21 protein-coding genes are annotated in these 24,906 nt (G+C 72.7%); 12 read left to right on the top strand and 9 right to left on the bottom strand.

From position 1 onward, the window contains the following. The first annotated feature begins 118 nt into the window (after positions 1-118). From ACZ31C_RS25765 to ACZ31C_RS25755, 3 genes are all read left to right on the top strand, one after another. Complete coding sequence (locus tag ACZ31C_RS25765; protein WP_465797456.1) at positions 119-1,783, top strand: extracellular solute-binding protein; 1,665 nt, start codon at positions 119-121, stop codon at positions 1,781-1,783. After that, positions 1,780-2,787, top strand: a complete 1,008-nt coding sequence (locus tag ACZ31C_RS25760) for an ABC transporter permease (protein ID WP_396745900.1) — start codon at positions 1,780-1,782, stop codon at positions 2,785-2,787. The genes ACZ31C_RS25765 and ACZ31C_RS25760 overlap by 4 nt, the downstream gene beginning before the upstream one ends. Before the next feature lie 95 nt (positions 2,788-2,882). Continuing rightward, on the top strand, positions 2,883-3,767 hold the full coding sequence (locus ACZ31C_RS25755; RefSeq protein WP_465797455.1) for a carbohydrate ABC transporter permease: 885 nt from the start codon (positions 2,883-2,885) through the stop codon (positions 3,765-3,767). Positions 3,768-3,876: 109 nt separating this feature from the next. Here the strand turns inward: ACZ31C_RS25755 and ACZ31C_RS25750 are convergent, their stop codons facing one another. Beyond that, a complete protein-coding gene (locus tag ACZ31C_RS25750; protein ID WP_465797454.1) occupies positions 3,877-6,219 on the bottom strand; it encodes a TIM-barrel domain-containing protein in 2,343 nt (780 codons plus the stop codon). Positions 6,220-6,381: 162 nt separating this feature from the next. Between ACZ31C_RS25750 and ACZ31C_RS25745 the strand changes: the two genes are divergently transcribed. Then, on the top strand, positions 6,382-8,400 hold the full coding sequence (locus ACZ31C_RS25745) for a beta-galactosidase (RefSeq protein WP_465797453.1): 2,019 nt from the start codon (positions 6,382-6,384) through the stop codon (positions 8,398-8,400). A gap of 35 nt (positions 8,401-8,435) precedes the next feature. On the opposite strand, the gene ACZ31C_RS25740 is transcribed toward ACZ31C_RS25745, so the two are convergent. After that, entirely contained in the window at positions 8,436-9,485 is a 1,050-nt protein-coding gene (locus ACZ31C_RS25740) for an NAD(P)-dependent alcohol dehydrogenase (RefSeq protein ID WP_465797452.1), read from the bottom strand. Positions 9,486-9,581: 96 nt separating this feature from the next. Between ACZ31C_RS25740 and ACZ31C_RS25735 the strand changes: the two genes are divergently transcribed. The 4 genes from ACZ31C_RS25735 to ACZ31C_RS25720 all read left to right on the top strand — a co-directional run bounded on the left by ACZ31C_RS25735 (position 9,582) and on the right by ACZ31C_RS25720 (position 11,913). Continuing rightward, positions 9,582-10,178, top strand: a complete 597-nt coding sequence (locus tag ACZ31C_RS25735) for a TetR/AcrR family transcriptional regulator (RefSeq protein ID WP_465797451.1) — start codon at positions 9,582-9,584, stop codon at positions 10,176-10,178. A gap of 134 nt (positions 10,179-10,312) precedes the next feature. Continuing rightward, positions 10,313-10,780, top strand: coding sequence for a DnaJ family domain-containing protein (locus tag ACZ31C_RS25730; RefSeq protein ID WP_465797554.1), 468 nt, complete (start codon positions 10,313-10,315; stop codon positions 10,778-10,780). 97 nt (positions 10,781-10,877) lie between these two features. After that, a complete protein-coding gene (locus tag ACZ31C_RS25725; protein ID WP_449950412.1) occupies positions 10,878-11,153 on the top strand; it encodes a putative quinol monooxygenase in 276 nt (91 codons plus the stop codon). Positions 11,154-11,220: 67 nt separating this feature from the next. Then, the gene (locus tag ACZ31C_RS25720) at positions 11,221-11,913 is read left to right on the top strand and encodes a class I SAM-dependent methyltransferase (protein ID WP_465797450.1); all 693 of its coding nucleotides are present in this window, start codon (positions 11,221-11,223) and stop codon (positions 11,911-11,913) included. 197 nt (positions 11,914-12,110) lie between these two features. Here ACZ31C_RS25720 and ACZ31C_RS25715 read toward each other — a convergent pair whose 3' ends face one another. The 3 genes from ACZ31C_RS25715 to ACZ31C_RS25705 form a co-directional block, all read right to left on the bottom strand. Then, positions 12,111-12,578 (bottom strand): HNH endonuclease, encoded by a 468-nt coding sequence (locus ACZ31C_RS25715; RefSeq protein WP_465797449.1) that lies wholly within the window; start codon positions 12,576-12,578, stop codon positions 12,111-12,113. A gap of 58 nt (positions 12,579-12,636) precedes the next feature. Continuing rightward, on the bottom strand, positions 12,637-13,419 hold the full coding sequence (locus ACZ31C_RS25710) for an FkbM family methyltransferase (protein WP_465797448.1): 783 nt from the start codon (positions 13,417-13,419) through the stop codon (positions 12,637-12,639). A 90-nt stretch (positions 13,420-13,509) separates the two neighbouring features. Then, on the bottom strand, positions 13,510-14,313 hold the full coding sequence (locus ACZ31C_RS25705) for an alpha/beta fold hydrolase (protein WP_465797447.1): 804 nt from the start codon (positions 14,311-14,313) through the stop codon (positions 13,510-13,512). A 71-nt stretch (positions 14,314-14,384) separates the two neighbouring features. Here ACZ31C_RS25705 and ACZ31C_RS25700 point away from each other — a divergent pair, with 71 nt between their 5' ends. The 4 genes from ACZ31C_RS25700 (at position 14,385) to ACZ31C_RS25685 (ending at position 17,204) form a co-directional block, all read left to right on the top strand. Further along, positions 14,385-15,056 carry a winged helix-turn-helix transcriptional regulator gene (locus ACZ31C_RS25700; RefSeq protein ID WP_465797446.1) on the top strand — a complete coding sequence of 224 codons (672 nt, stop codon included), beginning with the start codon at positions 14,385-14,387 and terminating at the stop codon, positions 15,054-15,056. Between the two features lie 78 nt (positions 15,057-15,134). Beyond that, on the top strand, positions 15,135-15,560 hold the full coding sequence (locus ACZ31C_RS25695) for an Hsp20/alpha crystallin family protein (protein WP_396745930.1): 426 nt from the start codon (positions 15,135-15,137) through the stop codon (positions 15,558-15,560). A gap of 132 nt (positions 15,561-15,692) precedes the next feature. Continuing rightward, on the top strand, positions 15,693-16,691 hold the full coding sequence (locus ACZ31C_RS25690) for a tyrosine-type recombinase/integrase (protein WP_465797445.1): 999 nt from the start codon (positions 15,693-15,695) through the stop codon (positions 16,689-16,691). A 105-nt stretch (positions 16,692-16,796) separates the two neighbouring features. Further along, the gene (locus tag ACZ31C_RS25685) at positions 16,797-17,204 is read left to right on the top strand and encodes an Rv0361 family membrane protein (RefSeq protein WP_465797553.1); all 408 of its coding nucleotides are present in this window, start codon (positions 16,797-16,799) and stop codon (positions 17,202-17,204) included. Here the strand turns inward: ACZ31C_RS25685 and ACZ31C_RS25680 are convergent, their stop codons facing one another. From ACZ31C_RS25680 to ACZ31C_RS25665, 4 genes are all read right to left on the bottom strand, one after another. After that, positions 17,205-17,903 (bottom strand): ABC transporter ATP-binding protein, encoded by a 699-nt coding sequence (locus ACZ31C_RS25680; protein ID WP_465797444.1) that lies wholly within the window; start codon positions 17,901-17,903, stop codon positions 17,205-17,207. Continuing rightward, positions 17,900-18,868, bottom strand: coding sequence for an ABC transporter ATP-binding protein (locus tag ACZ31C_RS25675; RefSeq protein ID WP_465797443.1), 969 nt, complete (start codon positions 18,866-18,868; stop codon positions 17,900-17,902). Before ACZ31C_RS25675 ends, ACZ31C_RS25680 begins: the two co-directional genes overlap by 4 nt. Positions 18,869-18,935: 67 nt before the next feature. After that, positions 18,936-21,614: an FtsX-like permease family protein gene (locus tag ACZ31C_RS25670; protein WP_465797442.1), complete on the bottom strand. Its 2,679-nt coding sequence runs from the start codon at positions 21,612-21,614 to the stop codon at positions 18,936-18,938. After that, complete coding sequence (locus tag ACZ31C_RS25665) at positions 21,611-24,805, bottom strand: FtsX-like permease family protein (RefSeq protein ID WP_465797441.1); 3,195 nt, start codon at positions 24,803-24,805, stop codon at positions 21,611-21,613. The genes ACZ31C_RS25670 and ACZ31C_RS25665 overlap by 4 nt, the downstream gene beginning before the upstream one ends. Positions 24,806-24,906 lie beyond the last annotated feature (101 nt).

Here is a 24,906-nt window from a genome sequence, read left to right as displayed (position 1 = left end):
ACGCCCTGTCTTGTGGGACGGGATAGCCGTCGATTAGTTTGTTCGGCTAGAACCCCAACTAATCCTAGCCGGAGTCCCCCGCTCCGCAAACCGTTATCGACGACGAAGGGAGTGCGCCGTGACGCCTCTTACGCGTACATCCACCGACCGCCGGACCATGCTGCGGTTGGTCGGCCTCGGCGCCGCCGCGACCGTGGGCGGCGGCGCCCTGGCCGGTTGCAGCAAGGAAGCCGGGAGCCAGGGCAGCGCCACCAGCGCCGACGCCATCAAGGCGGTGCTGCCCACCTACCAGCGGACCGAGCTGCTCAAGCCGGACATCCCCGGTGAGGGCCCGATCCCGGACGGCTACCTCAGCTACCCCCGCGAGCTCGTCGACGCGGTCACCGAGCAGCCCGGCCGGGGTGGTCCGCCGATCCAGACGATGAGCCCGTGGTGGGGCCCGACCCCGCCGCCGCTGGGCCGCAACTCCTACCTCGCCGCGGTCAACGGCAAGCTCGGCGTGGAGGTCAACCCGAGCCTGCAGGACGGCCTGACCTACGCCGACAAGCTCAACGCCATGCTCGGCGCCCGCGACGTGCCGGAGCTGCTGTCCGCGCCGAACTGGGAGGTGGACAAGGTCGCCCGGTTCTCCGACGCGGTCAAGGCGTTGTTCACCGACCTGACCGACCACCTTCAGGGCGACAACGCGGCGAAGTACCCGTACCTGGCGGCGCTGCCCAGCGGTGCCTGGGAGTACTCGGTCTGGGGCGGGCGGCTCTACGCCGTGCCGTTCCCCACCGACGGGCCGTTCGCGTGGGCCATGTTCTATCGCAAGGACCTGCTCGACGCCGCCGGTCTGGCCGCCCCGGCCAGCCCCGACGAGCTGTACGAGTTCGGCAAGAAGACCACCGACCCGGCCAAGGGCGTGTGGGCCTTCGGCAGCGTCTTCGAGATGGTCCAGCAGTACTTCGGCTGCCACGAGCGCTGGCGCAAGAAGCCCGACGGCGGCCTGCAGCACAAGTTCGAGGATCCGGCCTTCGAGGCGGCGCTGGCCTTCACCGCGCGGCTGTTCGCCGAGGGTCTGGTGCACCCGGACACGGTGGCCAGCAAGGGCGCCGACGAGAAGCAGCTGTTCAACTCTGGCAAGATCCTGATGTACCGCGACGGCCTCGGCGCCTGGCAGGGCATGCAGAGCGAACGGGTCAAGGAACTGCCCACCTTCAACATGCAGCCGCTGCCGGTCTTCGGCGCACAGGGTGCCCAGCCGGTCATCTGGGGCAGCGAGAAGCCGATCTTCTACACCTTCCTCAAGAAGGACCTGTCCGCCGAGCGGGTCGACGAGTTGCTGCGGGTGCTCAACTGGTGTGCCGCCCCGTTCGGCAGCCGGGAGTTCGAGCTGCGCGAGTACGGCGTGGAGGGACAGCACTTCACCCGGGGCACCGACGGCACGCCGACGCTGACCGAGCGGGGACGGACCGAGCTGGGCGCGCAGTACACCCACATCGGCGGTCGGGTGCCGGTCAAGGTGCGCAGCGGCGACACGCCCAACTTCGTGCAGGACTACCTGGCCTACTACCGCAACAACATCACCTCGATCGAGAAGGACCTGTTCGCCGGGATCAAGCTGGAACTGCCGGCGAACTGGTCGAAGATCATCCAGCCGACCGACGACAAGATCCGCGACATCCTGCGCGGCCGTCGCCCGGTCAGCGACCTCGCCCAGGTACGCAAGGAGTTCCTCGACACCGGCGGCGAGGAGGGACGCGCGTTCCACGAGAAGGCGCTCGCCGACAACGGCCGATGAGCGCCCCCGGCACCGTCGAGGAGCGACCACCCACCGGGCGTACGCCGCCACCGCGGCGTCCCCGGCGCGGTGGGCGGCGCAGCCTGCGGGCCCGGCTGCGCCGCGACTGGCCGCTGCTGGCGATGGCCGCCCCGGCGGCGCTGCTGCTGCTGGTCTTCCACTACCTGCCCACGCTGGGCAACGTCATCGCCTTCCAGGACTACAACCCGTTCGTCGGCGACGACCCGTTGGACGCGTTCCTCAACAGCGAGTGGATCGGCTTCGGCAACTTCGAGGCCCTCTTCCGTGACCCGCTGTTCTGGGACGCGGTCCGCAACACGCTGAGCATCACGGCCTTCCAGTTGGTGTTCTTCTTCCCGCTGCCGATCCTGCTGGCACTCATCCTCAACAGCGTGGTCTCCGGGCGGCTGCGCGGATTCGTGCAGAGCGTCGTCTACCTGCCGCACTTCTTCAGCTGGGTGCTGGTGGTGACGTTCTTCGTGCAGATGTTCGGCGGCGCCGGACTGCTCGCCCAGGAGATGCGCCAGGCCGGTATGCAGCCCTGGGAGATCATGACCAACCCGGACACGTTCATCGTGCTGGTCACCGCCGAGGCGGTCTGGAAGGACCTCGGGTGGGGCGCGATCGTCTTCCTGGCCGCGCTCTCCGCGATCGACCAGAACCTGTACGAGGCGGCGGCCGCCGACGGGGCCGGGCGGTGGCGACGGCTGTGGCACATCACCCTGCCCGGTCTGCGTCCGGTGATCGTGCTGCTGCTCATCATGCGGCTCGGCGACGCGCTCTCGGTCGGCTTCGAGCAGTTCATCCTGCAACGTGAGGCGGTCGGCCGGGAGGCCGCCGAGGTGCTCGACACCTTCGTCTACTACCAGGCGATCAGTACCCAGCAGTGGGGACTAGGCGCCGCGGCGGGCCTGTTCAAGGCGGTGGTCGGCCTGGCGCTGATCATCACCGCGAACAAGGTCGCGCACCGGCTCGGCGAGCAGGGGGTGTACGCGAAATCATGACCGCGCAGCTCAGTGGTGCCGGGCCGGTTCCCGCGGCACCGAGAACGGCGGGGCCACCCGCGCCACCGCCGCGGCGACGTCCCGCCGGTCGTCCGGTGTGGGCGGGCCACCCCTCGACGTCCCTGACCATCGGCAAGGGCGTCGTGCTCACGCTGCTGGTCGCGGCGGTGCTGGTGCCGCTCTGGGCGGTGCTGGTCACCAGCCTCGCCTCGCGCGGCACCATCGACGACGCCGGCGGCATGGTGGTCATCCCCCGGGAGATCGACCCGTCGGCGTACATCACCATCTTCAGCGGCGGCGACGTCACCCAGGCGGTGTGGATCAGCACCCTGGTCACCGTGCTCGGCACCACGGTCAGCCTGCTGCTCACCGTGCTGGCCGCGTACGGGCTGTCCCGGCCGGGCTCGGTGGGCCACCGAGGGCTGCTGTTCTACTTCCTGCTGACGTTCCTGATCTTCCCGGGGCTGGTGCCAAGCTACCTGGTGGTGACCGGGCTGGGCCTCAAGGACAGCATCTGGTCACTGATCCTGCCCAGCGCGATCAGCGTGTTCAACCTGGTGGTGATCCGCGCGTTCTTCATGAACGTACCGGCCGAACTGCTCGACAGCGCCCGCATCGACGGCGCGGGAGAACTGCGCATCCTCACCCGGATCGTGCTGCCGCTGTCCAAGGCGGTGATCGCCGTGGTCGGGCTCTTCTACGCCGTCGGCTACTGGAACGCGTACTTCAACGCGGTGCTCTACATCGACTCCAACGACAAGTTCCCGATCCAGCGGGTGCTGCAGAGCTACATCCTGGCCGGACAGTCACCGAACGTCTCCGGTGCGTCGGTGAGCCTGCCCGGCGTGACGGCGTACCCGCCCACGCTCGCGGTCAAGATGGCCGTGGTGATCGTGACGGTCATCCCCGCCGTGATCATCTATCCGTTCGTGCAGCGGCACTTCACCAAGGGTGTCATCACCGGTGCGGTGAAGGGCTGACCGGGCGCGGTGCGGCGTCGCCCGGCAGGGGCCGGACCCGGGTGGGTCCGGCCCCGTCCCGCGTGACGCCCGACTCCGTCCAGCCGGGCGTCACGCGCGACGGTCGGCCCTAGGCGGGGAACAACCCCGCGAAGGGCACGACGGTCACCGCCGCACCGTTGAGCAGTGACCGGGCCGGCAGGTCGGACTCACCGACCCCGGCGAAGGCCAACTGCCCCACCAGCAGCGGCCCTCGCGTCCTGATCCGCAACTCGTCGCCGTCGCGGAACGCCTCGATGACGGTGTCGCCGTCGACGTCGTGCACCACCGTCCGCCCCTCGACGGCACCCCAACTGACCAGCGTGAGATCGCGGAACGGCCGGTCGCCGACGGTCGGGTGCGGCGCGACCAGCGGCAGCAGCGTGCCGTACCGCACGAACAGCGGGGTGCGCGACAGCGGCACGGTGACCCGCAGGTGCCGCCCACCCGGGTGCCGCTCGCCGGTGGCCGCGTCGATCCAGTCGTCGCCGACCGGCAGATAGACGTCACGCTGCCCGGTCGGGTCCAGCACCGGCGCCACCAGGAGGTCGGTGCCGAGGCGGTACTGCAGGTCGGTGGTCCAGGCCGTCGGGTCCTGCGGGGTGTCGACCAGCAGGGCGCGCATCATCGGCGCACCGGTACGGGCGGCCTGCACCGCCGCCGACCACAGGTACGGCATGAGCCGGTAGCGCAGCCGCAGCGCGGCCACCGCCAGCCGTTCGGTCTCGGCCGGGAAGTCCCAGGGCAACCGGCTGGTGGTGCCGTGCAGCCGCAGCAGCGGCGACAACGCCCCGAACTGCGACCAGCGGACGTACAGATCCGGTTCCGGGGTGCCGTGGAAACCGCCGGTGTCGTGGCTCCAGAACGGCACCCCGGACAGGCCGTGCGACAACCCGCCGCGCAGCGTGCTGGCCAGCGCCGGCCAGGTCGCGTTGACGTCGCCGCTCCACTGCGCGCTGTGCCGCTGCCCACCCAGGTACGACGAGCGCGCCCACACCGCCCGGTGACCCGCCACCTCCTCGGTGACCTGGGCGACCACGTCGTTGAAGAGCAGGCTGTAGACGTTGTGCAGCTCGACGCCGGTCATCCCGTTGTGGGCCACCGCGTCGGCCGGCACCCCCTCGGCGAAGTCGGTCTTGAACACCGCCACGCCCTGCTTCAGCAACGGCCGCAGCAGGCCGGTGAACCAGTCGACGGCGGCCGGGTTGGTCAGGTCGACGATGGCGCTGACCGGATAGCTGCCGTGCCACACGTCCGCGACGTACGTGCCGCCGTCGGGGCGGCGCAGGAAGTAGCCGGCCCGGTCCGCCTCGGCGTACAGCGGGCTGCCGGTCATCAGGTACGGGTTCATCCAGAGGCAGACCCGGAAGCCCTGCTCGCCGAGGGTCCGCAGCATGCCGGCCGGGTCGGGGAACGCTTCGGCGTCCCAGCGCAGGTCCGACCAGTTCCCGGCGACCTGCCAGTAGCAGTCCAGGTGCAGCACGTCGCAGGGGATGTCGCGCTCGCGGATGCGCCGAGCCCGCTCCAGCACCTTCTCCTGGCTGTCCGGATAGAAGCCGGAGGAGATCCAGGCGCCGAACGCCCAGCGGGGCGGCAGGTACGGCCGACCGGTGAGCAGGTCGAACCGGTCCAGCACCTCGGCGGGGGTCGGCCCGGCCAGCACGTAGTAGTCCAGCAGGTCGTCGGGGGCCAGGATCTGGACCGTGCTGTGGGTGGACTGGCAGACGTCGAACTGCACCGGCAGGCCGCTGTCGACGAGCAGCCCATAGCCCCGGTTGGACAGATAGAACGGCACGTTCTTGTGTGACCGGTCGGATTCGCTGCCGAAGGCGTCGAAGTTCCACATCAGCGCCCGCTGGCCGCGCTTGTCCAGCGGGGTGAACTTCTCCCCGAAGCCGACGAAGCGTTCGTCGCCGGGCGCGACGAAGCTCTCGTGCCAGGCGACGTGGACCCCGTCGACGGTGGAGCGGCCGAAGGGCAGCGTGCGACGCCGGCCGCTGATGTCGACCGTGCCGGGGTCCTGTTCCAGCAGGACGGTGCCGTCGGGGCGCAGGAACCGGATCCGCCACGGGTCGAGCCGGATCTCGGCGACGACCGCTCCGGCGTCGACGCGTACCCACCGGTCGTCGGCGGTCACGGTGGCCGGATGCGCCTGCGGGCGGACCAGCGTCACCGCCCGCGCGGACCGGGTCCGGGCCTGGGGGTCCTCGGCGAGCCGGACCCGGATCACGCCGTCACCGGCGGCCTCCACCCGGACCACCGCCGTCACCCCGTCGGCCAGCGCCGCCTTGAAGGTGGCCCCGGAGGTGTCGCCGCCGACGAACTCGGCCCGTCCCACCACCGCGGTCCCACCCTCGCCGGGGGAGCGGGCGGGCAGGTCGGGCGGGTCGGCCACGAACGTCTCGTACGGCACCAACGGCGGTCGGTACGGCATCGGCTCTCCTCGACAAGGGTACGGCGGTGCGGATAGTTTCTTTAACTACCCAACGAACTGTCAACGAGGATCATCGATGTCGAAACTATCGGTGCCGTTGACATGGGCAAACCGCCTCCATAGTTTGGACGGATTATCAACTAATCCGACGGATGGTGGGCGATGTGGCACGACGGTCGGCTCTGCTACGGCGGTGACTACAACCCGGAGCAGTGGTCGACAGAGGTCTGGGCCGAGGACGTCGCGCTGATGCGCCGGGCCCGGGTCAACCTGGTCACCGTCGGCGTGTTCGCCTGGTCCCGCCTGGAGCCGGCCCCCGGCCGGTACACCTTCGACTGGCTCGACCAGGTCCTCGACCTGCTGCACGACGGCGGCATCCGGGTCGCCCTGGCCACCCCCACCGCCTCCCCGCCACCCTGGTTCTCCCTCGCCCACCCGGGCGCGCTGCCGGTCACCGCCGACGGGGTCCGCCTGCACCACGGCAGCCGCGACACCTACTGCGCCGCCGCCCCCGCCTACCGCTCCGCCGCCCGCCGCATCACCGCCGCCCTCGCCGACCGGTACGCCCACCACCCGGCCGTGGCGCTGTGGCGGGTGCACAACGAGTACGGCACCACCTGCCACTGCGAGCACACCGCCCGGGCCTTCCGGCGCTGGCTGGCCGGGCGCTACGGCGACCTGGCCGCCCTCAACGACGCCTGGGTCACCGGCTTCTGGAGCCAGCACTACTCCGACTGGGCGCAGATCAGCACGCCCCGCGCCACCCAGTACCTGGGCAACCCCGGCCACCTGCTGGACTTCCGCCGCTTCTGGTCGGACACCCTGCTCGCCGCCTACGCCGAACAGCGGGATCTGCTGCGCGCCGCCGCCCCGCAGACCCCGATCACCACCAACTACGTGCTCGGCGACTGGGTGCCGGTCGACCACGCCCGCTGGGCCCGCGAGGTGGACCTGGTCGCCGTCGACCACTACCCGTCGGCCGTCGACGGCGGCGCCGAGGAGCAGACCGCGCTCGTCGGCGACCTGGCCCGAGGCTGGGCCCGACACGCCGCCGTCGACCGTGGTACCCCGACGCCGCCCTGGCTGCTCATGGAGAGCGCCGCCCAGCAGATCCACACCACCGGCCGGTCGCACACCAAGGAGCCGGGACGGATGCTGCGGCACAGCCTCGCCCACGTGGCCCGTGGCTCGCACGGTGCGATGTTCTTCCAGTGGCGGGCCTCGGCAGGCGGCGCCGAACGCTTCCACTCCGCCCTGGTGCCGCACGCCGGCCCGGACAGCCGGGCGTTCCGCGAGGCGGTCGACCTCGGCGCGGCGTTGGAGCGGCTCACCGAGGTACGCGGCCGGGTCGAGGCGTCGGTGGCGCTGGCCGTCGACGCCCCGAGTGCCTGGGCGCTGCGCCACCCGGGCCTGCCCTCGACCCGACTCGACCACCAGCAGGAACTCGCCGCCGCCCACCGCGCCCTGTGGCACACCGGCCACGGCTGCGACACGGTCGCGCCCGGTGACCCCCTCGACGGGTACCGACTGCTCGTCCTGCCCGCGCTCTATCTGATCGACAACGCCACCGCCGAGTGGATCGGCGAGTACGTCCACCGGGGCGGTCATCTGCTGGCCACATATCTCAGCGGCACCGCCGACGAGTACGCGCGGGTCCGGCTCGGCGGCTACCCGGGCGCGCTGCGCGACGTGCTCGGCGTACGGGTGGAGGAGTTCCACCCGTACGCCGAGGGCGACCAGGTACGCCTCGGCGACGGCGGCACCGGCCGGATCTGGGCCGAGACGGTCCACCTGACCGGTGCGGAGACCATCACCGCGTACGTCGGCGGGGTGCTCGACGGGTCACCGGCGATCACCCGGCACCGCCACGGCACCGGCACCGCCTGGTACGTCTCCACCCGCCCCGACGACGCCACCTACCGCCGGCTGCTCGACACCGCCGCCCGCGACGCCGGAGTCACCCCGGTCTGCCCGCACGCACCCGCCGGGGTCGAGGCGGTCCGTCGCCTCGGTGACGGGGTGAGCTGGCTGTTCCTGTTCAACCACACCGACCGCGCGCAGCGCGTACCGGCCTGCGGCCGGGACCTGCTCACCGACGCCGAGGTCGACGGGGCGGTGACCCTGTCGCCCGGCGGGGTGGCCGTGCTGCGCGAGGCTGCCGGCGAGGGACCGACGACCTGATCGACGCGGAGACGGACGTCGACGGTGGGGGTGGCTCAGTCGAGGTCGGCCAGGTCCAGCACGAAGCGGTAGCGGACATCGCCGCGGGCGAGGCGGTCGAAGGCCTGCTGGATCTGGGCGGAGGGCAGCAGCTCGACGTCGGCGGTGATGTCGTGTGCGGCGGCGAAGGACAACAGTTCGGCCGTGTGCGTGGTGCCGCCGGTGCCCGAGGAACTCAGCTTCTTGCGGCCGAAGGTCAGTTCCATCAGGTTCACCGGCGTCTGCATGGGGAAGCCGAGCACGCTGAGAGTGCCGCCGAGATTCAGCAGGCGCAGCAGCGGCGAGAGGTCGTGCGGGCCGGAGATGGTGTCGAGGATGAGGTCGAAGCGGCCGGTGGCCCGCGCAATCGGGGCGTCGTCGGTGGTGGTGAGCAGTTCGACGGCGCCGAGTCGGCGGGCGTCGTCGGCCTTGCCGGGGGTGCGGCTCAGGACGGTCACCTCGGCGCCGAGTGCGGCGGCGAGCTTGACACCCAGGTGGCCGAGGCCCCCGAGGCCGGCGACCGCCACCCGGCTGCCAGGGCCGATTCCCGCCTCGCGCAGCGGCTCCCACATGGTGATGCCGGCGCACATCAGCGGCGCCGCGCCGGCCGGGTCGAGGCCGGCGGGCAGCGGGTACGCGAACTTCTCCCGCAGGACGTACTCGCGGCTGTACGCGCCCTTGGTGATCGTGCCGTCGATCCGGTCGGGGCTGCCGTACGTGCTGGTCGGGCCCGCATGGCAGAAGTTCTCCTGGCCGACCTGGCACATGGGGCAGGCCCCACACGAGTCGACGAGGGTGCCGACGGCGACGAGGTCGCCGGGAGCGAAGCGGGTGACTGCGGCACCGACGGCGGCGACCGTGCCGGTGAACTCGTGGCCGGGCACGACGCCGGCAGCGTTCTTGTAGTGCGGCATCATGCCGCTGAGCAGGTGCAGGTCGCTGTGGCAGACGCCGCAGTAGTCGACGCGGACCGCGATGTCGTCGCTTCGCAGGTCGCGCCGCTCGAACGCGGCCCGCTGCAGGTCGGTAGTGCCGTCCACGCTCTGCCATCCGATGGTCGTCCGCACGGGAAACCTCCTATAAACAGACTGTTCTGTCTGTTCGCAATCTAGGGGCCCGACGCGCCGAAAGCAACCGAACGGTCTGTTTGTTAGACTGGCATCATGTCGTCAGGCCCCGTGACCGCCAAAGGCGCAGCAACCAGTCGCCGCATCCTCGACGCCGCCGCCGTCGAGTTCGCCGAACGAGGCATAGCCGGAGCCCGGATCGACCGCATCACCGCCGCGGCGCGCACGAACAAGGCCCAGGTGTACGGCTACTTCGGCAACAAGGACGGCCTGTTCGACGCCGTCATCGCCGACCGCGCGGATCAACTCATGAGCGCGGTCCCGTTCGACGCGGACGACCTGCCCGGATCAGCGGTGGCGATGTACGACGAGAACCTGCGCGATCCTCAACTGGTTCGGCTGCTGACCTGGCTGCGCCTGGAACGGCGGCCCGCCGGCTATCTGGGCCGGGCCGCCGAGCACGAGCCGAAGCTGACGGCGATCGCCCGGGCGCAGGCCGCCGGCCGAGTGCGGGCGGGCGACCCCTTCGACCTGTTCACCCTGGTCCTCAGCATGGCGTTCTCCTGGTCGGCGGCGAGCGTCGTCTACGCCGCGACCGCCGACGACCCCGACGAGGACCACGACCGGCGGCGCACGCTCCTGGCCGCGTGCGTGCGGGGGGCGATCTCGCCGAGCACGGCGCCGCGGGACTGACCGACCGTGACCACGGGCCTGGGCTGGCGTGCCTCCCAGCCCGGCGAACCCGGGCGTCCAGATCGTCGTCGGACCGGCCGGTCCGGTGGTTCGCGTTACCGTGGGGGAACGGGGAGGTGGAACGCGTGGACAGGATGTGGGAGGCGTCGGTCGAGGCGCAGATCCGCTCGGCGCAGGAACGCGGGGAGTTCGACGACCTGCCCGGCGCGGGTCGACCGATCCCGGGCCGGGGACTGCCCTACGACGAGTCTTGGTGGATCAAGAGCTTCATGGAGCGTGAGAAGCTCCCCACCGACCTGCTGCTGCCCACCCCGCTGCTGCTGCGCCGCCGCATCGAACGCCTACCGGACGAGGTCCGCGATCTGCCGACCGAGCAGGCCGTACGCTCCTGCGTCGCCGACCTGAATGCCGAGGTGATGACGTGGCTGCGCAACCCTTCCGGCCCTCGGGTCGTGGTGCGCCCGGTCGACGCCGACGCCGTGGTGTCGACGTGGCGTGCCGCGCGTCAGGCCGCCGCCCCGGCGTCGGCACCCGTCGTGGCACCGAGTCCGCCCGCGCCCCGGTGGTCCTGGTTCCCGTTCCGCCGACGCCGCGCCGCCTGAGCGGTCCGGGTCGACCGGGGATGTCGTAGCCGGACAGTACGGTCGGTTCTCCGTCGGTATCCGGGAGGCAGCGATCGTGTTCGGTTACATCGGCTCTATGAGGACCAGGCCCGGCCACCGGGACGAGGTCGCGGCGATCCTGCTCGACGGTGTCGAGGGTCTGCGGGCGGCGGGGTGCCACCTCTACGTCGTCGGCGTCTCCGACACCGATCCGGACCTCGTGGTCGTCACCGAGGTCTGGCAGAGCCGCGAACACCACGCCCGCTCGCTCCAACTCCCGGAGACCAAGGCGGCGATCGCGCGGGCCATGCCCCTGCTCACCGGCGAGTTCACCGGTCAGGAGACGACCGTTCGGGGCGGTCTCGGTCTCTGACCCGCGGCACCTTCCGGTGTCCCGATTCGGGTTGCGGCCCGCGCCACGACCTGGGCAAGCTTCCCTGATGTCCGCAGCCCACGCGTATCACGACCAGGCCGGTGACATCTTCGCGGCGCACGCCGCTGACAGTCCGCACAATGCCTACACGGACCGGCCGGCCATGCTGACGCTCGCCGGCGACGTGAGCGGTCTCCGGGTCCTGGACGCCGGCTGCGGTGGCGGCCACTACGCGGCCGAGTTGGTCGCCCGGGGGGCCGAGGTGGTGGCGGTGGACGGCAGCGCCACGCTGGTCGGGCGCGCCCGGGCCGTGCTCGGCGATCGCGCCGTAGTCCGACAGCACGACTTGGACGCCCCGCTGGAATTCGCGGCCGACGCGTCGTTCGACGGGGTCGTCTGCGCGCTGGTCCTGCATCACCTGACCAGCCGGGCCCGGTTCCTCGGCGAGGTGCGGCGAGTGCTGCGGCCGGGCGGTTGGTTCCTGCTGTCGACGACACATCCGGCGTCGGACTGGAGGTACTACGGCGGATCGTACTTCGACGAGAGCTGGGTCGAGTACCCGATGGCCGACGGGATCACCATGCGCTTGCAGCGGATGACCCTTGAGTCTCTGGTGACCGAGGTGCTCGACGCCGGGTTCGTGCTGGAGCGGCTGGTCGAGCCGAGGGCGGTCGAGACGCTGCGCGCTGTCGACCCGGAGCGCTACGAGCGGCTGACCGAGCGCCCGAGCTTCGTAGCCCTGCGTTTACGCCGCCCCTGACGACGCTCACGGCAGCGATCCCGGACGACCCAGGGCGGACCCGACGGAATTTATAGGATTACCGGTAACGCCAATCCGATAAATACTCGCCACAAAACGGACATAGCGGTGGTGCATCATAATGACTGTTAAGGTGCGTAAGGACTTACACTGATGTAGCCGACGGACTTCGCCGCCTGGTCACGGCCTTTTTGGCGTCAGGAGGGCGTCGGCCGGTACGTCGCTCGGGCTGCGGCGACCTCGGCAGCCTGGCGCTCGCGCCAGCGCTTCTGCGCCTCGCGGTTGCAGGTCCGGCAGACTCGTCGGAGGCGACCCGTAGCGGGTTCGATCTCCCGCTCATGCCCGTTGCGGCACAGCGGGGTCTGGCGGCGTTCGCGGCAGGTGTCGGCGTGGCTGAGTTGGCGCAGGTGCGTCGGCTCGATGCAGTCCGGCACTCCACAGTCGTGGTGGACCTTGAGGGTGGGGTCGTAGTCGCCGACGAAGACCACGTACGCGGCGACGTGCGCCCAGGCCCGGCCCGCCAGCTTCTGGTACACGCCCCGCTGACGGCCGTAGCCCCGCACGACGAGGCACCCGTTGTCAGTTCGTGTCGAGCGGCTCAGCAGGTACGCCCGCAGCGTGTCCTCGGTGAAGTGTCGGGACAGGCCGGTGATCTGGGACAGCACCCGGTCAGGGTACGACGGCGATCACCAGCGGAGGACGGGTGATCGATGGGCCGGGGTGTCAGCGGGACGGCGACGGCACGCAGTAGACGTCGCCGGAGTTGGCCTCGTGCGGCAGCGCGGTCAGGTACGCCGCCATCTCCTCGGCGGTGGCCCAGCGGCCGAGCTTCAGCTCCTTGTGGTCGCCGAGCGCGACGTCGAAGCCGCCGAAGCCGAGCGTAGTCAGCCGGTCCAGGCAGCGCAGCGCCACTTCGCGTTCGATCGTGGTGAACTCGAACGACAGCGCGGGCAGCGTTGCGCTCAGTCCGGTCAGCACGGCGTCCTCGAAGCCCTCCACATCGATCTTGGCGAAGGCCGGTGTGCCGTGTTCGGCGATGAGGGCATCCACGGTGGTGACCGGCACCTCGATCTGACCGTCCCAGGTCTGCCCCTCCCAGCCGCCGGCCCCGGCCGCCGCGCTGACGAAGTCGCTGGAGGCGGTGGAGACGGTGGGGTTGGCCGAGTTGACCAGGAAACCGATCCGTCCCGGTTGCGCCCCGCAGGCCGCCTCGATCAGGGTGACCTGGTCGTCGTCGGCGTAGATGGTGCGCAGCGCCCGCAGGCACAGCGGCTGCGGTTCGACCGCGACGACCCGGGCGCCGAGGCGGCGGAAGCTGCCGATGTGGTCGCCGACGTGGGAGCCGATGTCGAAGACCAGGTCGCCGGGGCGGACGAAGCGGGCGTAGAAGGCGTCCATCGCCGCGTCCCGTCCGGGGTCGCCGTAGTAGACCTCCAGCGACCGGCGTAGCCCGGCGGTCGCCGGGTCGGCCTTGAGCGCCTCGACCGCAGCGGTGTGTGTACCCATCGCAGCACCCTAACCCGCCCGACCGGCCGAGGTGGCTCGGCTCGACGACGCCCGTGACCCGGTGTGACCCCGGCGCGTCGAGAAGACGGGTCAGCCGGCGAAGAACGTGATGAGGAGGGGACCGAGCACGGCCGGATCGGCGACGTGGCCCTCGACCGTGAGGGTGTGCCGCCGGGCGTCGGGCAGTGCGGCGGCGGCAGCGTCTGCCGCCGCGCCGAAGAAGTCGACGGGAAGTCCGGCCATCTGTGGGTCGACCGTGATGCCGGTCGTCAGGAGCACCGGCTGCCGCACCATCGCGAGGCGGTTCGCGGGTGGCGGGCCGTCGCCGAGGCATGCCGCGTCGTAGCGCAACGTCGGCGCCAGCGCGCGGAGCGCGGGCCACACCGGTGCGGCTTGCGCGCCCGCGATGTCCTGCTCGGACGAGCCGGCGAGCCGCATGAACAGCGTGAGCGCCTGGTCGCGGTCGCCGGCGTCGAGCGCGGCCTCAAGCTCGCGCCGGTACGCCCGCCAAGCGGAGATCATCGCGTCGTCCACCTGGTACGGCACCTCGTGGACGGCGATCCGGTCGACCGGGAGTCCGGCGGCGGCCGCCTCGAGCGCGAGCGCTCCTCCGCTCGAGGCCCCGAACAGGTGCGCGCGGCCTCCGGCGGCGTCGATCACGGCAGCGAGATCCTCGACCTCCCGTTGGACGGCGTAGGGCCGGCCGTCGTCGCTGTCGCCTCGCCCACGTCGCCGGTAGCTCACGACGCTGAAGCTGGTGGCCAGGTGCTCGCCCAGCGGCCGGTTCTCCGTGCCGTCGTCCAGGCCGCCCCCGACGAGCACCAGCGCAGGTCCCTCGTCACTGAGCCGGTCGTAACCGATCGACGTGCCGTCGGCTGAGTACACGTGCGGCATCCGAACTCCTCTGATCAGCGTTACTCCTAAACTAGGAGTAACTGGTGTCGAATGCAAGGTACGATCGGCGCGTGCGGAGCTACCTGGACCTGTGCGGCATCGCCAGAGCGCTCGACATGGTCGGTGAACGCTGGGCGCTGCTGGTGGTGCGCGAGTTGCTGTTCGGCCCCAAGCGGTTCACGGATCTGCACCGTGGACTGCCCGGCATGAGCCAGAACGTGTTGACCCAGCGACTGCGCGAGCTGGAGAGTTCCGGCATCCTGGCGCGGCACCGCGCGCTGCCTCCGGCGACCGGGCTGATCTACGAGCTCACCGAGCGCGGTCTCGCACTCGAACCGGTCTTGCTGGCGTTGGGGGACTGGGGCAGTCGGCTGTCGCCACAGCCGGACTCGGCCGAGGAACTCAGCCCGGACGCCCTGATCGTGGCACTCCGCACCACCTTCGACGCCGCCGCGATGGGATCGGTGCGCGGCACCGTCACGCTCCGGCTGCCCGGCGACGCGTTCCTGCTCACCATCGGCCATGGCAGGCTGGAGGCGATCCGTGGTGACGTACCCGCCGATGCCACCCTGACCGCCGCCGTGCGTACCGTGCAGGACCTCGTGTTCGACCGACGCGAGCTCGACGAGGCCGTCCAGAGCGGAGCCGCGCGCGCCGAGGGCGACCTGCGGCTGCTGCGCCGACTGCTGGCCGCCTTCGACGACCACCGCGCGGGAGTTGACGACGGGCGCCCGGCGCGCTAAATAAGAAGACAGCAAGTTGAGTCGCCAAGGCTCAACTACTTCCGAACCTTCGGCGCAGAGGAACCGAGGAGGCACGAGATGCTGATGCGCACCGACCCGTTCCGTGAGATCGACCGGCTCGCCGAGCAGTTCTTCGGCACCACCAGCCGCCCGGCGGTCATGCACATGGACGCCTACCGCGACGGCGACCACTTCTACGCCGCCTTCGACCTGCCGGGAGTGGACCCGGACAGCATCGACTGCACCGTCCAGCGCAACGTCCTGACCGTCCGGGCCGAGCGTCGCCGGCCCGCCGGGGACACCGTCGAACTCGTCGCCGCCGAGCGCCCGATGGGGGTGTTCAGTCGGCAGCTCTTCCTCGGCGACACGCTCGACACGGACAGGCTGGAGGCCGGGTACGAGAACGGCGTGTTGACGCTGCGGATCCCGGTGGCCGAGCGGGCCAAGCCGCGCAAGGTCACCGTCAGCGCGACCGGCGACGGTCGGCGGCAGATCAACGCCTGACGCACGCGACGGCCGGGTGGGAGGTGTTCCCGCCCGGCCGTGTGCCGCGACGGTCCGGAACGGGGGTGTGCGATCATGAGGCGTCGGCGCGCCTGTTCGTCATCCTGAAACACGACTGAGAACATTTTTCACATGCGTTCGACCGAGACCCCGGTGTTGTACCGCCCGCCGGCCCATCCCGCCCTGCCCGGGGGGCCGATGGCCGTCACCGACGCGTGGTTGCGTAACCGGCGGTTGAGTGAGCACACCCGGGACGCGTACCGGCGGGACGTCGCCGGGTGGTTGAGCTGGTGCGACGCCCGCCACCTGGACCCGCTGCGGGCGAACTTCCTGCACGTCAACGAGTACGCGCGGACACTGGAGAGCACCCTGGCGGCGCGTACCGGCAAGCCGCTGACCCCGGCGACCGTGGCCCGCAAGCTCTCCGCCATGTCCAGCTGGTACGACTTCCTGGTCAAGCTCCAGGCGGTGCACGCCAACCCGGTCTCCGACGCCGACCGGCCCCGGATCGACCGCGACCACTCGGGCACGGTGGGCCTTGCCCCGGACGAGGTGGACGCGCTGCTCGCCGCCGCCGAGACCGACACCGGGCCGACGGCGGCCCGCAACCGCGCCGCCGTCACCCTCCTGGCCGACCTGGGCCTGCGGGTCGGGGAACTGGTCTCCCTGGACGTCGCCGACCTCGGCGCCGAACGGGGACACCGCAGCGTGCGCTTCACCGGCAAGGGCGGTAAGTCCCGCCGCCGGGCGCTGACCCCCTCGACCGCGTACGCGGTGGACGCCTACCTGACCCAGCGCGCCGCCGAGCAGGGCGTGGCGGCGCACCAACTCACCGGGGCGCTGCTGGTCACCGCCAGCGGCGCCCGACTGGACCGGCACTCGGTGTTCCGGCTGATCCGGCGACTCGCCCGGGACGCGGGCATCCCGGCCTGGGCGCGACTGTCACCGCACTCGCTGCGGCACGCCTTCGCCACCACCGCCCGCGCCGAGGGCGTACCGCTGGAGGACGTGCAGGACGCGATGGGGCACGCCGACCCGCGCACCACCCGACGCTACGACCGCGACCGGCACAACCTCGACCGCGACCCCGCGTACGCCATCTGGGCCGCTCGGGCCCGCCGCCGCAACTGACCCGGCACCGGACGCTTTCCGCCCGCCGACGCGCCCGATTCTCTACGGTCGGATGGTGTGGGCGAGGCGCAGCCGTGGAGCAGGCCGGCCCGGCGACGCCACCCGATGCGGGTCGGGCTCGTCTTCGCCGGCGCCGGCGTGGCCCTGTGCTGCATCGGCGTCGCCGGTCTCGGCGCCTGGAACGTGCAGGTCGTGACCCAGGCCGCCGGCCCGGTGCGGGAGACCGCCGAGGGGTTCCTGCGCGAGGTGACCACGGGCGACACCGACAGCGCGTACGAGCGCCTCTGCGCCGACTCGCGCAGCCGGTGGAGCGAGCTGGGCTTCACCAGTTGGGTCCGCACCCCGCCGACCGTGCGCGACTACGAGATCGTCGACGTGTCGGTGGCCACCGACCGGGGCAAGCCCCACGGCACGGTCACCGTCCGGCTGACCCGCGACAGCGGCGCCACCGAGCAGCGTGAGTTGTCGGTGGTGCGGGAGGACGGGTGGCGGGTCTGTGGCGACCCGTACTGATCACACGCCGACCGGCTCGGCCGACTCGATCAGCCGACCGTCGCGCAGTACCAGCACCCGGTCGGCCATCTCCACCAGCGTCGGGTCGTGCGTGGCCACCAGCGCGGTCATCCCGCGCGCGTGCACCAGCGCCCGCAGCAGGTCCATCACCGCCCGGCCGGTCTCCGAGTCCAACTGGCCGGTGGGTTCGTCGGCGATCAGCAGCTCGGGGTCGTTGGCCAACGCGCGGGCGATCGCCACCCGCTGCTGCTGCCCACCGGACATCTCGTACGGGCGCTGCGCGGCCTGCCCGCCCAGCCCTACCAGTTCCAGCAGCACCGACACCCGTTCCTCGCGCTGCGCGGCCGGCGTCTTCGCCAGCCGCATCGGCACCCCGACGTTCTCGGCGGCGGAGAGGATCGGGATCAGCCCGAAGGACTGGAAGACGAAACCGACGGTGTCCCGGCGCAGCCGCAGCAATTCCTGCTCACCGGCGGCGGTCACCTCCCGACCGGCCACCCACACCCGGCCGGCCGTGGGCCGGTCCAGTCCGCCGATCAGATTCAGCAACGTGGTCTTGCCGGCACCCGAGCGCCCCCGCACCGCGACCAGCTCACCGCGCCCGGCCCGCAACGACACGTCCCGCACCGCGTGGACCACCTGGTCGCCGCTGCCGTAGTCGCGGCACAACCCCTCGACCCGTACCAGGTCCTCGCTCACGTCGCGTCCCTCCCGTCGCCTGCGCGGACCTGCACGTGGTCCGGTTCCAGGGTCAGCTTCACCCGGTCCTTGAGCGCCAACGCGTCGACGAACCCGGCGGGCAACTGCATCCGCCCGGCCCGGTCCAGCACCGCGTACTCCTCGGTGACCAGTTCCTCGACGCCGTCGGCGCCGATGCGCGCGGTGCGGTGCACCTCCGAGGCGGTGCGCCCGTCGCGGATCGCGACGGTCCGGCGGACCTGCGTGGCGACCTGCGGGTCGTGCGTGACCACCACCACCGTGACGCCCAGCTCGGCGTTGATGGTGCGCAGCGCCCCGAACACCTCCGCCGCCGTCGCCTCGTCCAGCTCACCGGTCGGCTCGTCGGCGAAGAGGACCTCCGGGTCGTTGGCGACCGCCACCGCGACCGCGCACCGCTGCTGCTCACCACCGCTCATCTGCCCCGGCCGGCGGTCCGCGCAGGACCCGACGCCGACCATGTCCAGCAGCTCCGCCGCGCGTCGTCGACCGGCCCGGCCACCCCGACCGGCCAGCCGCATCGGCAGCTCCACGTTCTCCCGCGCCGACAGGTACGGCAGCAGGTTGCGGCTGGTCTGCTGCCACACGAACCCGACGGTGTGCCGCCGGTAGCGCAGCCGTCTGCGGGCCGACATGGTCAACAGGTCGTAGCCGGCGACCCGGGCGATCCCGGCGGTCGGCGTGTCCAGCCCGGACAGGATGTTCAGCACCGTGGACTTGCCGGACCCGGAGGCGCCCACGATCGCCACCAGCTCGCCCCGGTCCACGACCAAGTCGAGCCCCTGCAACGCGACGACCTCCACCCCCTCGCTGGTGAAGATCCGCACCAGGCCGTCGCAGACGATGTGGCCACGCAACCGCTCGACGCCACCGGCGCGGGCGGCGGCACGCTCCGCCGCCCGCCGCTGCAACGTCGCCAGATCCGGCACGTCCTCCATCAAGGTCATGCCGACTCTCCGCTCCGCTGCACGCCGCCGTGAGACACCAGTCCATGATCCGCTCGCTGACGCTCGCTCACGGGTTCTCCTCTCCCAGGCGCAGCACCTCGCCGAGGCGCATCCGCCGGTTCACCAGGTTCTCCACCACCAGACCGACCAGCAGGCCGAGCACCACCAGCGCCAGCACCCCGCCCACGACCAGCGGGTCCAGGTGGTCGCGGATGGGGACCCCGGGAGCGAACGCGGCCAGCCCCAGGGTCGGACCGAGCAGTCGGGGCAGAGCCACCCCGACCGCCGCGCCGGTCAGCGCCGCGACCACCACCAGCGGCACCAGCTCGTACACCAGCAGCCGCCGACCGCCCGCCGCCGACAGCCCCAGGGTGCGCAGCCGCGACAGCGTCCGGCCCCGCCCGGCGGCGTCGGCGACCACCGCGAACCCGACGGCGAGGACCGCCAGCGCGGTGCCGCCGGCCGCGCCCACGGTGAACGCCAGGGTCAACACCTCGTTGGCCCCGGTCCGCTCCAACCCGTCCCGGTACGCCTGCCGCGTCTGCAGGGCCGCCGGCACCTGGGCCCGGGTCACCTCCCTGCCGAGCACGTCGGCCTGTCGCCGCCGCTGTTCCTCGTCGGCCACCGCCAGCAACCGCGTCTCGTCGACGCCGTCGGTGGCGAGCAGGTACCGGTTGGGCACGATCGGGGTGTACTCGTACTCGGGCAGCGCCTGCCACGGCAGCACCACGAACCGCTCCACGCCCAACCCCACCCCGGGGAAGGCGTCGGCGACCCCGGCGACCTGGAAGGCGTACCGCCGACTCTGCACGTCGGCCACCGCGCCGTCGCCGACCTCCGCCGCCACCCGGGGCGACACCACCGCCGGCACCGGCCCGTCGCCACGGGCCGCGTCACGCAACGCGGCCGGCACGTCGACGTCCACGCCGCTGCGCGCCACCACCTCGGCGAACGCCGGAGCATCCACCACCAGCACCCGGGCCTGGCCGAGCTGACGTGCTGCCGGACCGCTGTCGGAGAACAGCCGCCGGTTCGACTCCACCCACACCCGGGCCAGCGCCTGCACCCCGGGCACCGCGCCGAGCGTGTCGGCGGCGTCCGGGGCGAAGGTGTACCCGGTCAGCCAGGCGTCGGCCGGGACGCTCAGCGTGGCGGCCCGGTCCCGGGCGTCCGCCACCGTGGTCGTCACCACGCCACCGAACACGCCGGTGCTGACCGCGACGATCAGCACCGCCAGCGGCCCCCACGCCACCGGCGTACCCCGGCCGACACGGGCCGCGCCGAGGAACAGCATCGCGCCCCGGGCCCGGGTGGCGAACCGGCCAACCAGCCGCAGCGGCCACGGCAGCAACCGGATCGCCACCAGCGCGGCGGCGACCGCGACCAGCACCGGCACCGCACTCAGGTACGCGTCGACGCCGCCGGCAGCGTCCAGGCCCCGGCGGCGGAGCAGCACCACGCCGAGCCCGGCGAGCACCAGCACGCTCGCCTCCAGCGTGAGCCGACGCGCGCTCGGACGATGCGCCACCACGTCCGCGCGGCCGGCGACCACACCGACCCGCCGATGGGTGAGCACCGCCAGCACCGGCACCACGACAGTGGTGAGCACCGCCAGCACCGGCACCGGCCAGGGCGCCCCGGTCGAGCGGCCCGGCACCGCCGCCCCGGCCAGAGCGCCCAGCAGCACCGCGAGCGGCTGTACGGGCACCGCCTCGACGAGCAACCGGCGACCGATCGTGCCCAGCGAGGCACCCCGCGCCCGCAGCAGCGTGAGTTCCGCCCGTCGACGTCGTACCGCGAGCCGGGCCGCCAGCACGATCAGCCCGAGCAGGCTGGCCAGCAAACCGGTCTGCACGACGGCCAGCAGCGCCCGGACCGACCGCAGTTCGTCGGCGAAGCGCACCAGCGCGGTGTCCAGCGAGGTCTGCACCAGCGCACCCGGGACCGTCTCGGCGCGGCGGGTCTCGGCCACCGCCGCGGTGACCGCGTCGAGCACGGCGGTGTCCAGCCGCTGCTCGTCGAGCCGGTACCGCCAGCCGCTCACCGCCGGCACCCCGGCACCGGCCGAGATCCGGTCCATGCCGGCCCAGTCGGTCACGCCCGCCACCACGTACGGGTCGCCGTCGAGCAGCGGCACGGTCGGGTTCAGCGCCGGCCGCAGGTCGTCCCAGACCGGGTCGGTGGCGTCCCGTGGCGTGAACACCCCGACGACGCGTGCCCGGGCCTGCCGGTTCCCGCCCCCGAACCGCAGGTCGGTGCCGGGTCGCAGGGACAGCACCTCGGCCACCTGCACCGACACCGCCAGCTCGGCCGGGCCGCCCGCCTGCGTACGCGGCCACCGTCCGGCGGTCACCTCGGCCGCCTCCTCGACGCCGGTCTGGGCGCGTACCCCGAACTCCTTGCGCGCGCCGCCGTCCATGGGTGTCTCGTCGCCGCTGGCCGGCAGCACCGCCGGGGCGATCGAGGAGGCGTACCACCGGTGATCCACCAGGGCGGGCAGCGGCTGCGGCAGCGCGGCGGCGTACCGGTCCAGCTCGGCCTGTCCGGCCTCGGCCGGTGCGGGACGCGCCACGCCGAAGGAGATGTCGCGGACCAGGTGCGGAAGGTCGGCGACGTCGGCCCGCAGCCCCCGGTCGGCGTACCCGTCGGCGAGTCGCGGCGCGGCGGTCACCAGCATCGCCGCGACCAGTCCCAGCAACGCCAGCAGACCCACCTGACCCGTGTACACCCTGATCCGGCCGATCATCGGTTCTCTCCGTCCGTGACGGTCAGGCGACGGCGCATGCCGGTGGAGGCGGCGGCGCTGAACGCCAGTGCCAGGGCCAGCAGGCCCACGCCGGTGGCGAGCACCGGGGGCCAGTCGACGCTCAGCAGCGGTGGCGGGTGCGGGCGTTCGGCGGACGGCGTCAGGATCACCAGCGGTGCCATCGTCGCGGCGACTCCGACCCCCACCAGCAGGCCGACCAGCACTCCCATCCCGGCGAGGAACGACTGCTCGGCCAGCAACGACCGGGCCACCAGGCGTCGTCCGGCGCCGAGGGTGTGCAGCACCGCCAGTTCGGTGGCCCGGCGTCGCGCGGTGGCGCTGACGTCCACGGCCACGCCCACGGCGGCCAGCAGCACCGCAGCCAGCGCGGCGGCGAACAGCGCACCTCGCGCACCCACCCCGAACGGGTCGCGGGCCAGCTCGGCGGCGACGTCCTCGCGGGCCAGCACGGTCAGGCCGCCGAGCGCGCCGGCCGCCTCGGCCACGCGCTCCGCCTCGCCGGGCCGCACGGCCAGCCACCACTCCTGCGGCGACCGGACGAGTCCGTGGTCGTGGAAGAGCCGGGCACCCAGCGAGGGCAGGTCGACCAGCAACGCGGCGTCCTCGGCGTCACCGGGCAACGCGGCCACGACGTCGACCACCACCACGTCGACCTCGGCCCCGCCCAGGAACAGCCGGGTCTGCGCGCCCACGTCCAGGCGCAGCGCGTCGAGTGCCGCCGTGGTGGCCACGACCGGCACCCGGGTCGGGTCGGCGGTGCGGGTCACGGCCAGGTGCAGCGGGGTACTGCGGGCGAACCAGCCGCCCGGCACGTCCCGCGAGTAGCGGGCGGTGAGCCCGGCGTCGGAGGCGGTCGCACCGGAGGCGGCACCGGTGCGGTCGACCAGGTGCCACGCGGCGTCCCCGGTCAGCGCGACCGGGGTGCCGGAGGAGTCGTCCGGGCTGGCCTTCAGGTCCGACAACCGCCAGTCGAGGCTCGTCCGTGGTGCCCCGAGGGTCTCCGTGGCGAAGCCGGCCAACCGCCACGGGCCGGGGCCGGTCGGCAGGTCGACGGCGAACCGCAGCGGTGTGCCGTCCCGGTCGCCGGTGCCCAACGCCAGCCTGCGGTGCGTGCCGTGCGGGTCGAGCAGCACCACGTGGTGGCGTACCGGGGAGTTCGTCTCGGTGTCCTCGATCCGGGTGCTCACCTGCCCGGTCAACCGCCGGGTGCCCTCCGGCAACACCGTGCCGGGCGCCTCGACCCGGCCGGCGGTGAGCGTGTCGAGCAGGTCGGCGGTGGAGCCGCCGGCCAGGTCGGCCCGCAGTCGCACCACCGGGCCGGCAGCGTCGGCGTCGACCGCCAGCATGGTGGCCGGTGCGGCGGCCGGCCCGAGTCGTACCGTGTCGCGCCAGGCCGGCAGCGGCACCTGCACGCCCGGCAGCCCGGCGAGCTGGTCGGCCCGGTCGGCGGCGGAGCCGTGGACCTCGGTGAGGCGCAGGTCCGCGCCGACCAGGTGCGCGGCCTGGTCGTCCAGCGAGCGTCGGGAGGTGCCGGCCAAAGACCAGGCGAGGGTGCCGACCGCCACGGCGAGGGCCAGCAGCAGCACCGGTCCGGCGTGCGGTCGTCGCCCGGCCTGCCAGGTGCCGAGCATGACGGCCGTCCACGGCTTGCGGTCCACCCACCGTTCGGCGAGCCGGACCAGCGGCGGCAGCAGCCGCAGCGCCAGCACCGCGCCGGCCAGGACCCCGAGCGTGGGTGCGGCGGCCAGCAGCGGATCGACCCCCAGGTCACCGCCGCGGGACCGGGACAGCGGGGAGGAGTAGCGGCTGAGCTGGTACCAGGCGAGCAGGGCCAGCCCGACCAGCAGCACGTCCAGGCCGGCGCGCTGCACCATGCCGCGACGGCTGGGCCGGGAGCGGCTGGCCAGGTCGGCGACGTAGCTGTCGCCCCGGCGCAGGCTCGGCCCGATCATCGCCAGCGCGCAGCCGGCCGCCGCCGCCCCGGCGACCAGCCACACCGTCGCGTCGGGTGCGCCGCCCGGTCGCAGCGACACCGCGGTGAGCCCCGGCAGGCGGTCGGCGAGCCCGAGCACCTGCCCGGCGAGCAGCGGGGCGAGCACCGCGGCGGGCAGCACGACCAGGGTGGCCTCCCGGGCGGTCAGCCCGGCCAGTTGCCGACGGGCGGCGCCCCGGGCCCGCAGCAACGCGGTCTCACCCCGGCGGTGCTCGGTGAGCAGCACGGCGACGAGCAGCAACGCGTACCCGCCGAGCACCACCACCAGCAGCATCGGGGTGACCAGCGCCGACCGGCCGACGAGGGTGGCCTGTTGCAGCCGGCGTACCAGGGTGGCCAGGTCGCTGGTGGCCATCGCCGACTCGCCGAGCCCGGCCTCGGCCGGGGTGCTGGTGGTGATCCGGCCGGCGGCCTCGGCCAACCGGTCCAGGGCGGTGGGGCCGACCGCGGTCAGGTCGGGTTCGACGAGCCAGCCGGCGGACGCGTTGGGCAGGAAGTGGGTGACGAAGTCCTCGCGGGCCACCGTCATCGGCCCGTACGTGGCCGACTGCGGCAGCGCGCCGGTGGCCGTCTCCGGCGCCAGCCGCCAGTACGCGTCGTCCGGGTCCAGCGGCGTGAACAGCCCGGTGACGGTCACCTCGGTGATCCGCCCGGTGAGCCCGTCGGTGATCGGGACACGGTCACCGACGTCGACCCGCAGCGTCCGGGCCGCCGCCTCGGCGAGAGCGGTCTGCACCGGCTCCGCGCCGGCCTGCGGCCAGGTGCCGGCGGCCAGCCGGGCGTGCGCGGGCAGGTCGTCGAGGAACATCACCGACGCGTACGTGGTGCCGGTGCGGTCGGCGACGGCGTCACCAGTGTCGCCGCGCAACTGCCGTCCGGCCGCGTACCCGGCGCCGGTGACCTGCGCGGGCAACCCGCCCAGGTCGGTGTCGACCTGGGCGCGGAGCGCGGTGTCGCGGTCCCGCAGCGCGTCGGCGGTCCGCCCGGCGGAGGCCCGCACCAGCAGCGACCGTTCCGCCGCGGTGGCCCCGGCGAGCACGTTGCGGGTGCCCGAGTCGACCACGTCCCGGTTGTAGGCGGCCAGGCCGGTCAGGGCGACCGTCGCCACCAGTGCCGCTCCGGCCGCGGCGAGCAGCAGGCCTTTCGTGCCCCGGGCACGCCGCCACGCGAACCTCATCCGTCCTGTACCCCCGCCGGTCCGCGGGCCGGTGTGGCCCGTGTGCGCAACTCGTCACGCACCAGGAGCGGCGGGCCCCCGGGAAAGGTTCGCAGCAGTGA

This window comes from Micromonospora sp. NPDC023869, assembly GCF_055559695.1.
This window is presented reverse-complemented; position numbering and strand designations above follow the sequence as displayed.